The sequence below is a fragment of the Shewanella algidipiscicola genome (assembly GCF_900380485.1).
Taxonomy (GTDB): Bacteria; Pseudomonadota; Gammaproteobacteria; order Enterobacterales; family Shewanellaceae; genus Shewanella; species Shewanella algidipiscicola.
This window is the reverse complement of the sequence record NZ_OXJV01000020.1, coordinates 136561-150921: the sequence shown is the minus strand read 5'-3', so window position 1 is coordinate 150921 and position 14361 is coordinate 136561. Positions and strand designations below refer to the sequence as shown.

The window sequence follows — 14361 nt, the reverse complement described above, 5'->3', positions numbered from 1 at the left end:
ATGGACTGCTTAAGGTTAAAGACTAAAACAAGGCGCGGATTTTACAGCGATCGATTAAAAATGAAAGTGACAAGGGATTTAAATCCATAAATCACTGGCAGGGCAGGTTTACGATGGTGGAATTAACTGCGTATTTTTAGTTGAGCTTCACAGTTTAATATTAGTGATTAGTGGCTAATGCCTGAAAGCTGGTGAGCTGAGCAATACTATTTCTACTGTGTATTTTACTCAAGGCTAAACAGGTTTGCGCTGTGGATATTATGAGTCAAAGTCTAAGTGGTATTTATCCCTAAGCTAAATATAAAGCCATTATATAAAATATCATCTTGAATCAATTTCTTATGTGATATATTCACTAGCACTTTGATTGTTAGTCTTGGGGCATATCTGGCTATGGAACAGGTCGGGATTTACGAAAAGCTTATTACTCAACTCATTGAGCAGCGCTTAGATAAGGACATATTTTTTGTTGGGGAAAGGAAGCTAGAAGTTGCTGAGGCAAGTGTTTGGCTCTCACGTTTTTTGACTAAAGTCATTGAATATGTGATTAATTCTGTTCCCGCAGATGAAAACCAAGTTATCAATCAAATCAGTTTGGCTAATCGGTTAGTGATGTGGCTCAAAGAGCACATTAACGATGATGATTTTATTGATGAAAATCTCATCGATAGCCAAGGCCGGATACTCACGGCTCTCTTTAACAAGCAAAATCCTATTGCAACTGATTTACCTAAATATACGGCCGCCATATTTCCATTAACAGGGCTCACTCAGAGTGAGCTTTTTTGTGGTAGTAATGCGGGATTATCGCTTGAAAGTGAGCTTAAACGTGAGATCCGCTCATCAGATAAAATCTATTGGCTGGTGTCATTTATCAAGTGGGCGGGTATTCGTATCTTCAAAAATGAACTTGAGGAATTTACGCGCAGTGGTAAAGAGTTACGCATCATCACGACATCTTATATGGGCGCGACTGATGCTAAGGCCGTCGAGTTTCTAGCCAGTTTACCCAATACCCAAGTAAAATTAAGTTACAACACTAAACGCGAAAGGCTGCATGCAAAATCCTATTTATTTTTACGGAATACGGGTTTTCATACTGGTTATATCGGTTCTTCAAATTTATCGCATTCTGCATTGACTAGCGGGCTTGAGTGGAACCTTAAGATCACCACCCAAGAAATTCCCCACATCATTGATAAATCACTCAGTACCTTTGAAACTTACTGGGAATCGAACGAATTTGAGCTTTTTAGCGGTGATGCGAGCAGTAAAGAAAAGTTAAACAATGCACTCAAAGAAGCAAAAGGCAGTAGTACCGAATCGAGCTCATTTCATTTTGACATTAAGCCGTTTGCGCATCAGCGAGAAATCCTCGAACAGCTTGCTGTAGAACGAAGCGTTCATGGCCGTTTTAAAAATCTCATCGTCGCGGCAACTGGCACGGGTAAGACTATTATATCTGCGTTCGATTTCGCGCGATTTTATAAACAACATCCAGAAGCCAATTTTCTATTTGTTGCCCATAGGCAAGAAATTTTACAGCAAGCCCTCAGTGCTTATCGCGGTGTGTTAAGGAATAATCAATTTGGCGAGTTATGGGTAGCAGAGCATAAACCAAATAGTTACAAACACTTATTTGCATCTATTCAAAGCTTGAATCTGCAACTTGATAACCTGCCATTAGCGGCTGATTTTTATGATTATATTGTCATCGATGAAGTCCATCACGTTGCTGCGAGTAGTTACCGAGGACTATTAGAACATTTTGAGCCGACGATTTTATTGGGGCTTACGGCTACACCAGAGCGTCATGATGGTGTCGATATTTTGGCTGACTTCTGCGGTGTGATTGCCGCAGAAATACGTTTACCCGAAGCCATCAATCAACGGCATTTATGTCCATTTCAATATTTTGCGATCGATGATGAGACAGATCTTCGCAAGCTAAGTTGGAGCCGTGGCCGATACGATGTTGCTGAACTGAGCAATTTATATACTCATAATGAACAGCGTGTGACGCGTATTATTCGCAGCCTAGCTGAAACTGTAACAGATATAAATAATATTAAGGCGTTAGCCTTTTGCGTAAGTAAGGAACACGCCGAGTATATGGCGAAAAAGTTCAATTTATCAAAGATTAGCGCCGATGTGCTGACCAGTGATAATAGTGAAGAGCGCCACGAAAAACGGCAAAGCTTAGTTAGTGGCAAATTATCCATTTTGTGTGTGGTGGATATTTTCAACGAAGGTGTCGATATTCCAGAGGTCGATACCTTGTTATTTTTACGGCCAACGGAAAGCTTGACTATATTCCTGCAACAACTTGGCCGTGGTTTGCGTCTCACCGATGATAAACAGTGCTGTACGATATTAGATTTTGTTGGCAATTCACGCGATGAATATGATTTCTCACAGAAATTTAGAGCGTTAGTAGGTAAAACCAATCAGTCGATTAAAGATGAAGTTCTGAATGATTTTCCGCATCTACCACTAGGGTGCCGAATTGAACTTGAGGAGAAAGCGCAGTCGATGATTTTGCGTAATATTAGCCGAGCTACGCTCAATGCCAATCGATTCACCAGTCTAATGGCAAACTTTAAACATCAAACTGACTTGCCGCTCACGTTAGGCAATTTTTTACGCATGAACCCGCAAGTAAGTCTTGAAGATATTTATCGCATAAAGATTAATGGCCAAAGTGGATGGACCTTGTTAGCCGAGGCCGTACAGGGAAATAAGATTGCAGAACCTGCAGTTCAGCCCGATTTAGCTAAAGCTTATTATCGCGCGATTAACTTCCACTTACTCAGTTGCACGTCATTATCCTATTTAAAATTTATCAAACAGTTATGCGAAAATGATTTTGTCTTTAATGGGGTGGATTCTATTCAAAATCAGTTTGCTTTGATGTGTCATTACAACTTTTGGGATAAGTCAGGTACGGCTTTAAACGTTAACAGTTTAGCGGCTAGTTTGCTGATGCTACGCAATAAGCCGTTACAGGAAGAATTGTTGGCAGTATTGGCGATACTGATCAACCGGATACACCATCAAGAAATGGATTTGGAATTGGCGCAGCCCAGCGCATTGAAAGTGCATTCTCGTTATACTCGTGAGCAAATTTTAGCAGCAATCGGTGCAAGCACATTTGTAGCTAAATCGCCTTCAAGAGAAGGTGTGCTTGCTATTAATGACCAAAATCTTGAATGCTTATTTGTAACGTTAAACAAATCAGAGAAGCAGTTTTCACCGACAACCATGTATCACGACTATGCCATTAGCGAGCATCTTTTTCACTGGCAATCACAAAATAGCGCACGGCCAGAACGTGGTCGAGGCCTGAGTTATATTGAGCAACAAAAGCTAAGGAAAACCATACTGTTGTTTGTTCGAGAGCAGTCAAAAGACGAAAATGGCCGCACTATGGGATTCGTGAATTTTGGCAAAGTACATTATGTCAGCTATAGCGGTTCACAACCGATGAATATCACATGGCGATTAGAGCATCCAATACCTGATGTAATGTGGCATGACGCCGCTAAATTATCTGTTGGCTAGCAAAGAGCCTCTGCTTATCAATTAATCAATCAAAACATAAATCTAAATTCCATTTTATTGCAGATAGTTATAGAGAGTTGCAAAGGCTAAGTTGTTCCCAAGGCGCTATATAAAGGCATGTTCAATTAACGCATTTTTATAATGCTATGTAAGCTCGAACAAACTTAGCCATTCCCTTATACTGCATCTCATCAAATCGAGACCACTTAAAACTAGGGTTAAGTTTATGCCGAATTGCTGCAATCCTAATAGAGCCAAAATCTTCATCATAGGTCTGCCGCGAACAGGAACCACGAGTGTTAGTGTGGCTTTGTTAGAACAGGGCTTTAAAGTGGCTCATCAAGCGTTTACTAAGCAGGCATTTGAGTTGGCGGATGTGGTGTCTGACGCGCCTTGTTTCAGTGATTATCGGCAATTACATCAGCTCTATCCCAATGCAAAATTTATTTATCTTGAGCGGGCTTTAGATGCTTGGGTGCCATCGATGCAGATGTTACTTAGTCGAATGTTGGTGCACCTTGATGATAAAACGGGGCGGTTTCATCCCATTTTAAAGCGCAGTTTTAATCACTGTTTTGCGATTAATCGGGTGGATGATCCTATGTGTGCGATGCATTTGGTTGATTGTTATCATAATCATAAAAAACAAGTTTTTGATTACTTTAGCGAGCAAGCTAACTTTATTAGTATTGATATTAGTGATGCTGATAGTTTGGCAAAGCTTATGACATTTTTATCGGTTGAACCTTTGAACGGCGCGCTATCTTGCGATCTGAAACCATCTTCCCACTCAAATTTGCCTCATTTAAACTTTCCTCATTTAAATAAAGGGCGAAATGTCGCCAGTTGGGATGAATATAAACATCCTAATAAAATCAGTGCTAATGCTGTCGGGCCCGATAAACGTAAGTTTTTCAGTTACAAATTGGGTTAACTTATCTTGAACATCACATAATTACAGTGGAATAAACGAGAGGTGAAGTTTCACGTGGAACTTCACCGCCCTAGTGGCTATTAACCAAAGGCTTTGAATTGCACTATTAATAGGTAATAGGCAGTAACAACTGAGTCTGTTTTTATACATGGTCTCTTACCCACCCCACTATGCTCATCAAACCCGCGCTAGCGTATGCTGTTCTCTAAACTTCGGTTGTTTAGACTTCAAAATATCACGACTGGCCATGTTAACTTCCGCTATCGAGCTCACTTTCGACGTTTTACCACCTTGATGCCGCCATGTTTATCTATAGTTGCTGCGTGTGTTATCGCTCGCAGTGGGTGTTGGTCATAGCCTACTCGGTTTATCTTCATGTTAATTGAGTCATTACTGCCTAAAGACCTGATTGATTTCGATCTAAATTATTTAGGCTAATACTGGGTTAATTAGATTGGTGTTGATTGGCGTGCATTTGTAAGGTCTAAATATAGGATCGAGTGCTGGGGAAGCAGAGTTATTGCTTGTTAGTTGGTATGCTGAAAAAGCGTGAAAATCTAGTATAAAAAAGCGAGTAGAATGGTTGACATCGACTAATCAGTCGATCTGCGCTGCGATCTGGCTTATTTTTAGCGATAAATTTTGAGTATAACTTTTTTACTGAGATCTGAAATTTACTAAGCTAATCAAAATCCACAAAAAACATCACTGTATTTTTTCTTTAAAAAACAGACCTTTAACTCTTTCCACTTTATGTTTATTAACTTTAGATCCCCCGTGGATTACTTGTTGATATCTCTGTTGATTAAATTGATCTCGATCTGAGTGTTTATGCATCAAAGCGTGACAAGATCTTTAAATGATCGCCACTTTTTTGTTTGATTTTTGAGCGGGTATAGCGCCAATGTCATGGCTGAATTGGAGGTAAGATTGAACGTCAATTTTGGTGCGTTTGAAAACCATTTTGGTGCCCCTGCTTTAAAGCGTGATTATTTTGATCTTGCTTCGGGTGAATCTATAGTAATGGTTTTTAGCAACGTTGAGTTGTCATCATTAGCCAAGTCGCTTTTGTTCGCATCAATATACCAAACCTTTATTCGACAAGTTGAGAGTTGAGTAAGCCCGTTCGGTGGTTTAGTGACTTATCAATTTAAAGAGAATAAGCCACAACTCAATATTACATCAGCAGAATTCAACGATTTCAGTGTTACGTTAAACTGATCTGAGGTTATTTACCGATACAGAAACCAAAAATATAAAACCACTCAAAGTATTAGAAAGCTATTGGTGCATATGTGGAGTGCAACCTTTTGTCAGGTTTTATCATGGAAGTACCCATTTTAGAATATTTTCAGTATGTTAAAAGTGGGGACATCTGGGAAAGTGGGACAATATTAGGCCTGCTCGTCCTTCAAATATCTCTGGGGCTTAAAAGCTTAGAGCAACGTTTGGTCGTTTGTCACTGCCCATGCATTCAAAGACAGAGCCACCAGCCAGCGAGATTAAGCATTTTATAGCCGAGACACACCAACATTGGAAACAGGGAATAAACGTGGGCTCCGGACCAAAACAACCTTAGATGTCCTTAAGTCAAAGCAAGCAGATATGGAATCAAAGAAAGCCCCTTTGAGGTGATTCATTTAACACACTTCCATGTAGTGCGCGGGCGCGCTAATTTCAAGTAAGTGATACTAATGACTCTGGAAATAGAATTCATCTCAAGGTCATATAGAATCAACGACGCCCGTTACATTTACAGCCTGACAGGTATCAGTTCAACTCGTCTATTTGCCGACCGGCCAACAAAGGAATTATTGCTCTTGAGCGGATGAGCTTCACCTCCCCCTTGCACATCAACCATTTCAGCAGGGATGCCATATTGTTCGACGAGCAGCTTTGCCAAACTGTTGGCTCGCGCTTCGGACAATGCGAGATTGGACGCTTCATCTCCCTGACTATCAGCAAACCCGGTGATTTTATATTTGCCTGTGATGTCACGTTGAATCACTTCTGCAATACTGGCAACCTGATTTTTTTGCATCTCTGTTAACTCAGCAGAGTTTACGTCGAAATTAAGTGTTAACGCTTTATTTGATGCGCTCTTTATGGGGGCTGCCGTCTCGATAACTTCCATCACCAAACGAGGTTGGGAGTCGATATCTGTTACATGACCAACAATATATGAGGCCGACAGGTTGTTATTCATTTTACTGGCAACAATTACTTGCTGACGATTCTCAACACCGTCGATAAAGCGGGATAATGACGCTCGCCAACCTATTAAGTCTCCACAGGATATTTCCTGACAACGGTAGCGAATAGCATAACCCCTTTGATCCAACAAATCCTCAAGCAATTGCGCTACGTGAAATGCTGAATATTGTCGACTGAAGTCAAATATCCGCACTTTTGCCTGACCGTTAATCCGCACGGCCTTCTCAGGATAATATCCTTCAGTACGTTCGTTGGTTTCCTGATGGGCAAATGTTAGGGGGCCAAGGGGAACTTCTCTATTGTTCAGAATCTTACTTTCGTTGCTGAACAGCTTTGCCCCTTTAAACCTATATTCGCTGAGTGATGCTGCTTGTGTGGCAAATGCACTACCTAAGAGAAACCAACCCAAAAGCAATTTGATGTTCATAACCATCCCTGTTATTTCAAATTTCCATCAGACACTATATGTGACTGCATTCTGATTGTTGACTGCGAACTCAGTGCCAGTCGAGGCCCACTCAATGCGCCAAGCGCGTTACATGCTCTTTGCTCTGGAGAGCCAAACCATCCCAGGCTTGAAACCAGAAGTTCGCGTAAAATTGGCACCTTCAGTTTGTAGCACCAAAGTGTTTTAATTTTTAGCAAGTTGGCATCCTGAATATTCAGGCTTTCATTTTTTCCGGCAATTTTAACGGTTTCTTTTTTGGCTGAACGGTAGAGCAGGCTATCATTGGGAATAATCCAACGTTCCTTATCAGTAGTATCGTTCACCAAAGCTGTTTTACGTTTCACTTTGAAGGTGTCAAAAACGGCTATTGTGGGATGAACTATGGTGACGGTTGCGGATGCCATATTCATCGCGGCTTCATCGAGCTTGACCTTGATATAAGCCTCCCCCATTTTCAGAGTCCCGGTTCCGCCCTGCATATACAAAGGTACCATGCCTTTACGCAGTGCTTCGCGCATTGGGTTAAGCTGAGCGTTGTTAAGAGAACCCGCACGGGTTGCTTCAAATGTCGCGGTATTCAAGGTGGTTTTAGCGCGATAGATATAGGTAAATTCCAATATTCCAAACAGCAACAGGAAGAAAATGGGCATCAGCACCAGAAACTCTGTCAGGCTTTGACCACTGAAATATCGTTTCACGTTAACTCCCCTTGGAAACCTGATTAAGGGATTGCGTTAACAGCTTGATTTGCTGTAGTTCCGCGGTGTCTGGCGCGAGAATTTGCTCGGCTTGCTGCAAAATTTGCCGTGATTGATTGAGTTTAACTACAGCTAGGTTAAACCAGGCTTTGCCGTCCTGACTGTCCAGTACCAACACCTTCTCATAGTAACGAATCGAAGCCTCATATCGTCCCTGACGAGCATAGATATTTCCAAGCTTAAACCAGGACTCTTTATATTCTGGATTTGTCTGGGTTAGCTGCAGGTACAAGGTTTCGGCGTCGGTTAAACGGGCTTCAGTGTAGGCCTGTTCGGCGACTTTCAGTCTGTCAGTGAAGGGTACATCGGTCTGTGGACTGTTCGGTGCAGCGGCACAAGCTGTTAGCAGAATACATAGTGATAACAATACGATTGGCTTCATTTTCATCTCAATTTCAGTTGTTGCCCGAGTATCAGTTTCAGACGACCGACACTGCCAGAGGCCAATTCCAATGTGTGTTCGGCATTGGCGCAGTACGCCATCCGCCACGGTGCCAGATCAGGCACCAATTTACAGATCTTCAGATCGCCATCCACAAAGACGATATCTAACGCATAACGCATACCAAACATGTGGATGGCGCGGCAATCGTTGAATAAAAAACCTTCATCCTCCAGCAAAGGTGGCTTACCCAACAAGCCTCTGGCTCGTTGCCAAAAACTGTGTGGTAAAAACACCTTATTCAGCAGTGTTCGTTCACCGAAATACAAGGATTTAAGTTGCATTTACCCCCCCTTGGAAAATAGCTCGAACAGCTGGGTTGCGATAGGGAAAAACAGCACTATAAAGGTGGTGGGAAAGATAAACAGTACTAAAGGCCCTACCAGTTTTACCGGCGCTTGCATCGCCAGCTTTTCGGCTCGCTGGAAACGTTCTGTGCGTCGTTGCTCTGATTGGATCCTCAATGTTTCGCCCACGCTTGAACCACTTTTTTCTGCATGGGAAAGGGACGACACTAGGCTGCGTATTTCACGAATATCTAGGCGTTCGCTCATATTCCGCAGTGCCTCTATTTTCCCAACCCCGGCTTTAATATCCCGAAGCACCTTTTGAAACTCATGGTTCAGTGGCCCCGGGGGGCCCTTTTCGACGGCCTGCATCAGAGCACTGTTAAGATTCATCCCCGCTTCAACCGCCATAGTAATGAAGTCGAGATAGACTGGTAACAGGCGCACAATCTCCTTTTCGACCTTCTTTTTACGATCGTTGAGATTGATTTCAGGAAAAATGAAACCGAACAGTGAAAACGCCAGCGGCACGATACCTGCAGGCTTGCCCAGCATCAGAAAACATAACCAAGACAATAGCATAAACATGAATGCTGACAATAGTTTAAGCGCAAAAAACTGTTGAGCCGTTATCAGATAAGCAAGACTTGCCCGTCTCAGTTTAATTTTGCTTCGCTCGATGTATTCCACCGAGAGTAAGTCACCGAAGTAATGTGACAGGAAATTGATTACTGGCCAACTGAGCCTCATCAGCGGCGGCAGCGGATCCATATATTGCCTGTCGGCCTTTTTTACAAAACTGACAATACGCCCAAAGGCTATGAATCCGATGAAAATGGCGATGCTGATAGCCAATGAAATAATAAAGGTCATCACAATTACACATCTATGCTGACGATTTTTCTGATAAAGAAAAATCCAATAATCTCAAGTACGACTACGATGGATATCACCACCCAGCCATACCATTCCGTCCACAGCAGCGACATCTGCTCTGGTTCCATTTGGTACAGAACCAAGCCGAGCAATATCGGTAGTCCTGTCATCACATAGCCCTGTGCCCGTCCCTGAGCGGTAAGCGCATCAATCTTGCCTTCCATCTCCAATTTGCGACGCAGGGTATTTGCCATACGTTCAAGGGTTTCAGCCAGATTGCCGCCGATTTCCCTGGATATTTTCATCCCACAGATCACCAGGTTCAGATCCATTAGCGGAATGCGCATGTAAAGATTGTCCAGCGCTTCGTTGAAGCTCACCCCCACCCGTACTTCCCGCAGGAACAAATCAAACTCCTGCTTGATTGGGTCGCTGGATTCCGAAATCACTGACTCTAGAGCCTGGTTCAAACTGGCGCCTGATCGCATTGCCGTCGATGTTCCCTGCAACATGTCTGGCAATTGACTGATAAAGGCCTGTTGCCGCCGATTTCGCAGTATCGAGAAAATCACTGCTGGAGATGCCCCGACTAAAACAGCCATTAAGGCTGCGGGGATGAGATTACCAGTCAGAAAAAAGGTGAAAACGAAAAATAGCACTACGGCCGCTAGGTTCAGCATGAACAGCTTTTCGGGCTCGATGGTCAGGAACAGATCTGACAGCTTGATCTCGGCCTGTGCCGTGAAGTTCCGCCGATAGCTGACAGCGGCATTGGAAACCACCCACCCGAAAAACCAGGTAAAGACCCCGGCTGACAGTGAAAAAAAAGCCGCAACCAGCGCAATTTCAGAAATCATAGTGCAAAGTCCTTTACCTTGGCGCCGGGAGAAAAAATGTCCATATCCACCTCAAGCCCCCGTTTCGCTAGTTCTTCATAAAACTGCGGCACTATGCCGGTTGAGACGAACTCACCCTTCACCTTACCATCGTCGCCGTAGCCGTTTTGTTGGAATTTGAAAATCTCGCCGAGCTGGATCCGGTTGCCCTCAACCCCTGCCACTTCGCAAATACTGACAATTTTACGTGAACCACAGGCAAAGCGGGTTTGCTGCACAATCAAGTTAACAGCCGAGGAGATCTGCTCACGAATAGCCAAAATTGGCAGCTCCACTCCGGCCATCATCACCATCACTTCCAAACGTGAAATACAGTCTCTGGGGCTGTTGGCGTGAGCCGTGCTGAGTGAACCATCGTGGCCGGTGTTCATTGCCTGCAACATATCCAAGGCTTCACCACCGCGGCACTCACCTACCACAATCCGGTCTGGACGCATACGCAAACAGTTTTTCACCAACTCCCGAATCGGCACTTCCCCCTTCCCCTCCTGGTTTGATGGCCTAGCTTCGAGTGAAATAAGGTTATTCTGGGTCAACTTTAGTTCCGCGGCATCCTCTACTGTGATAACCCGTTCATGCACCGGAATAAAGTTGGACAGTACATTCAAAAGCGTGGTTTTACCCGAGCCGGTTCCGCCTGAGATGATGATGTTTTGCTTATACTTCACTGCCATATCCAGAAATTGCACCATGGCTGGGCTCAAGGTGTTAAAATTCACCAAATGCTGAGCGGTGAGTCGCTCATTCATAAACTTACGAATGGTGATACAGGGGCCTTTCAGTGCAATAGGGGGGATCACCGCATTTACTCGTGAACCATCTTTCAATCGGGCATCCACAGTGGGTGAGCTTTCATCTATACGCCGTCCAAGCGGTGTCACAATTCGTTCAATCGCCGCTAACACAGAGCGATCATCGGTAAAGGTCACGTCTGATTTGGTAATGCGCCCCGCTTTCTCATAAAAGATTTCGTCGGCTGCGTTCACCATTATTTCACTGACGTCATCCATCGCCAGCAAAGACTCCAGCGGACCAAGGCCAACCGCTTCGTTGAGCACCTGATCAGAGATATTTTGCCTGTTGAGCTCTGCAGGAAAATCCTCCATCTGTGTCACAATGCCGCCAATCATTGTGTCAGTGAAAGTACGCAGTTGCTCATCCGTCATGGTATTCACGTTTATACGACGTAAATCCATTTGCTTAAGCAGTTCCTGATGGATTTTGCTACGCCATTCTCTGACGAGAGTGGAGTGATCGATATCCGCAGCAACAGGCTCTTTTACTTGCAGCTTTTGTGGTGGCGGGACCTCCCGCACCTTGGCGGTGTCAGTCAAATCCGTAACTGTTGCCACAGGAGCTGAATCGGCATTAGTTTTGAGCTTGGTGTGATTTTTTGCCGTTATTTGGTAGGAATGCAGCTCAATCAAATCCTTTGCCTGCAGCGGGCCGTAGGTCTCGACAGCATTGCCATTGATCCTGAGACCACTTCTTGGGATTAACTCACTGACAAACAGACCATCATCGGTACGAGTGAAACGAATGTGCTCCTTGCCAATTCGCCAGCCATGTAGCTGTACAAAGCAAGACTCGTCTTTACCCAAAATACAGCTTGCTTCCTTGCAAATCTGATCCGCAACTCGGGTGCCTTTGTTAGTTTTAACATTCAGTTGAAACATCACGTCTCCTCAGTCCAGTAACCAATCTGAAGTAGGTACATCAACTTCGGTATTTTCCATATCCGTCAAATTCTGCTGAATATCGTCAGGAAGCGATACATCAACTTTGGCTACTGTAGGTGTGACCAGAATGATGAGTTCGCTGCGTCCTTCCTGGAAATTACGGGAGGTGAAGAGCTCCCCCAAAATAGGAATGTCTCCCAGCAGCGGCAGTTTTTCGTAGCTACGACTGTCTTCCACCTTGATAAGGCCTGAAATCACCAGCGTTTCGCCTGCTCTCATATTGACCACCGACTCGGTATTGCGTGTTAGCAAACCTGGAACGCCCTGCACCACGGTGGAGAAATCGATGGAGCTCATTTCCGCCCGAACGTTAGAAATGATATTGCCCTGATCGTCGATAACTGGTTCTATATCCAGTTGAATACCATAGTCCTGCATTTCTACTACGGGCTGACCAAACTCATTCAACACCGCGAGCGGGTAAGAACCTCCTGATTGAAAACTGGCTTTCTCACCACTGCGGGTACTGAGGGAAGGTTCTGCCAAAATACGGGCCGTACCTTGTTCCTTAAGCAGATTAATCATGGAGTTAATACCTGTGGCTATGCCGCCGTAACCATAAGCTTTGGATGATGAAATAGGTAGGGTGCCATCAAAGAGTTCCAGCAGCTTGTTGCCGTCAGAACCGTATACGTAATAGTCGTTGGGTTTGAAATTGGTCACCAGAGCCAGGGAGGGGCCACTGATGGCATTATCCCAGTTGATACCGAACTGAAGGCCGTCGTTCTTGTTTATCTCAAGCACCTTGACCTGCATTTTGACCATATCTTTAATTTCAATTTGCTCGGCCCTGACCATGGAGATGACTCCGGAAAACTTCTCCAGCGTTCCCTGGAACAAGGTTGCATCCTCAGGGCGGATTTTCCCTTCAGCCAGAATTATGCCGCTCTCATGACGGAAGCTGACATGCTCAAAGGTGCGGAAAATTGAGCGAAGCTCTTTCAGGGTTTTACTGGCCTGTGCCGGCAACACATCCACGGTGACTGTAAGCTTACGCTCGCCCGCTTTCCAGACGTGCAGTTCAGTGGAACCCGGTGTTTTGGGGATCAGAAGCAACTCGCCATTGTCCATCACACTGGCACCAAGAACGGTATCCATACCCACAGCAATCCGCTTAACCATTCCAACCTGAATGGTTTTGACCTGTCCCATGTACAGCTCAATGTATTGTTTTGCCGGTGTCGCTAAGGTCGATTGAGCCAATACCAAACCAAGCAGGAACATCACCACATTTACGCGCTTAAAAAACATATCCTTGTCACCTAATTTTTCACTGCCTGAGAGGAAGCGCTGTATTTCAAAAGACTGAGTTCACCCGTTTTTGTGCTTGGGCCTGCAATGGATACTGTTACCGGTTTTAGGCTGCCACCGGACGTACTGGATAAGGTATAAAGCTGGTACTGCCCTTCACTGTTGGCTTCAGATGCTAACTGCTTGCTGTCGAATATCGTCTTGGCCAGTCGCTGTCCGTCTGAGCGATTTCGCAGCATGAAGGCTATCTCACCGACCTCTTTGGCCAGTACAAGCTTTGCCGCGTCCTGATATTTTACGCCAACTGTGATTGACGAGTATTCGAGTGAGCCTTTGCCAATTCCATGAAGCACAAAGTCCTGAGTGGGTGAAACCAGAGATATGTCATCCACAGCCAGAATACGAACGCTTTGTAAAAGCGGCTGGATTTGGGTGATCTTGTCGGTACTCTCTCCTTCAGGCTCAACTTCGGTGACCAACATGAGATCAACTATATCCCCCGGTAAGGTCATTCCTGAAACTGAATTGATTTCATCGATTTGCAATGTCACGGCACGTTCGCCTTCACCGAGCAGATCTGAAAAGCTTTCAATACCAAGGCCCGAGACATAGTGGGTCAGCAAAGGCTCTCCGGGTGACATATCGTGCTTCACCACCTGGCCGTTGTAATAGTCAAAATCCCCAGGCGTAACGGTTGATGCCGAAGCAAACGCTGCTGGCATATCGGCGACCGCCATATTCTCCGGGCTGATGATTTCGCCTATTTGTACTGCCCTAGATGCAACCACCACTGAAACCGTTTCAGTTTCTTCCTGTACGATTTGGCTCTTTAATATTTCTTCTTTATTTTTTAGATAGCTATTTGACAGCCAGAACGCGGCTATTGCGACAAGCACTGCAATAGTCAGCATTAACCAACTGCTTTTAGATTTTTGGAAAGACACAAGTGACTCCT

At 44.4% G+C, this 14361-nt stretch carries 11 protein-coding genes; 2 read left to right on the top strand and 9 right to left on the bottom strand.

Annotated elements, in window-relative coordinates; genetic code table 11:
* Positions 1-393 precede the first annotated feature (393 nt).
* Both DN599_RS17150 and DN599_RS17145 read left to right on the top strand, forming a co-directional pair.
* Complete coding sequence (locus DN599_RS17150; RefSeq protein ID WP_110458811.1) at positions 394-3561, top strand: DUF3427 domain-containing protein; 3168 nt, start codon at positions 394-396, stop codon at positions 3559-3561.
* 226 nt (positions 3562-3787) lie between these two features.
* Complete coding sequence (locus DN599_RS17145) at positions 3788-4495, top strand: sulfotransferase (protein ID WP_110458810.1); 708 nt, start codon at positions 3788-3790, stop codon at positions 4493-4495.
* A 1753-nt stretch (positions 4496-6248) separates the two neighbouring features.
* Here the strand turns inward: DN599_RS17145 and DN599_RS17135 are convergent.
* Genes DN599_RS17135 through cpaB form a run of 9 tightly spaced genes read right to left on the bottom strand, consistent with a single transcriptional unit; the run spans position 6249 to position 14350 of the window.
* A complete protein-coding gene (locus tag DN599_RS17135; protein ID WP_162599236.1) occupies positions 6249-7136 on the bottom strand; it encodes an OmpA family protein in 888 nt (295 codons plus the stop codon).
* Positions 7137-7147: 11 nt separating this feature from the next.
* Positions 7148-7855: a TadE/TadG family type IV pilus assembly protein gene (locus DN599_RS17130; RefSeq protein WP_110458807.1), complete on the bottom strand. Its 708-nt coding sequence runs from the start codon at positions 7853-7855 to the stop codon at positions 7148-7150.
* Between the two features lies 1 nt (position 7856).
* Positions 7857-8297 (bottom strand): tetratricopeptide repeat protein, encoded by a 441-nt coding sequence (locus DN599_RS17125; protein ID WP_162599235.1) that lies wholly within the window; start codon positions 8295-8297, stop codon positions 7857-7859.
* Positions 8298-8299: 2 nt separating this feature from the next.
* The gene (locus tag DN599_RS17120; protein WP_110458805.1) at positions 8300-8641 is read right to left on the bottom strand and encodes a DUF192 domain-containing protein; all 342 of its coding nucleotides are present in this window, start codon (positions 8639-8641) and stop codon (positions 8300-8302) included.
* Positions 8642-9517 carry a type II secretion system F family protein gene (locus DN599_RS17115; protein WP_110458845.1) on the bottom strand — a complete coding sequence of 292 codons (876 nt, stop codon included), beginning with the start codon at positions 9515-9517 and terminating at the stop codon, positions 8642-8644. It abuts the gene before it with no gap.
* Between the two features lie 5 nt (positions 9518-9522).
* Positions 9523-10377 (bottom strand): type II secretion system F family protein, encoded by an 855-nt coding sequence (locus DN599_RS17110; protein WP_110458804.1) that lies wholly within the window; start codon positions 10375-10377, stop codon positions 9523-9525.
* Positions 10374-12092, bottom strand: coding sequence for a TadA family conjugal transfer-associated ATPase (locus DN599_RS17105; RefSeq protein WP_110458803.1), 1719 nt, complete (start codon positions 12090-12092; stop codon positions 10374-10376). Before DN599_RS17105 ends, DN599_RS17110 begins: the two co-directional genes overlap by 4 nt.
* Positions 12093-12101: 9 nt before the next feature.
* A complete protein-coding gene (locus DN599_RS17100) occupies positions 12102-13406 on the bottom strand; it encodes a type II and III secretion system protein family protein (RefSeq protein ID WP_110458802.1) in 1305 nt (434 codons plus the stop codon).
* 11 nt (positions 13407-13417) lie between these two features.
* The gene (cpaB, locus tag DN599_RS17095; RefSeq protein WP_110458801.1) at positions 13418-14350 is read right to left on the bottom strand and encodes a Flp pilus assembly protein CpaB; all 933 of its coding nucleotides are present in this window, start codon (positions 14348-14350) and stop codon (positions 13418-13420) included.
* Between the last annotated feature and the right edge of the window lie 11 nt (positions 14351-14361).

Bases quoted from the DNA above. Each gene is read 5' to 3' on its own strand.
- DN599_RS17150 (WP_110458811.1), top strand. From the start codon at position 394: ATGGAACAGGTCGGGATTTACGAAAAGCTTATTACTCAACTCATTGAG.
- DN599_RS17100 (WP_110458802.1), bottom strand. From the start codon at position 13,406: ATGTTTTTTAAGCGCGTAAATGTGGTGATGTTCCTGCTTGGTTTGGTA.
- DN599_RS17145 (WP_110458810.1), top strand. From the start codon at position 3,788: ATGCCGAATTGCTGCAATCCTAATAGAGCCAAAATCTTCATCATAGGT.
- DN599_RS17120 (WP_110458805.1), bottom strand. From the start codon at position 8,641: ATGCAACTTAAATCCTTGTATTTCGGTGAACGAACACTGCTGAATAAG.
- DN599_RS17135 (WP_162599236.1), bottom strand. From the start codon at position 7,136: ATGAACATCAAATTGCTTTTGGGTTGGTTTCTCTTAGGTAGTGCATTT.
- DN599_RS17115 (WP_110458845.1), bottom strand. From the start codon at position 9,517: ATGACCTTTATTATTTCATTGGCTATCAGCATCGCCATTTTCATCGGA.
- DN599_RS17105 (WP_110458803.1), bottom strand. From the start codon at position 12,092: ATGTTTCAACTGAATGTTAAAACTAACAAAGGCACCCGAGTTGCGGAT.
- DN599_RS17125 (WP_162599235.1), bottom strand. From the start codon at position 8,297: ATGAAGCCAATCGTATTGTTATCACTATGTATTCTGCTAACAGCTTGT.
- DN599_RS17110 (WP_110458804.1), bottom strand. From the start codon at position 10,377: ATGATTTCTGAAATTGCGCTGGTTGCGGCTTTTTTTTCACTGTCAGCC.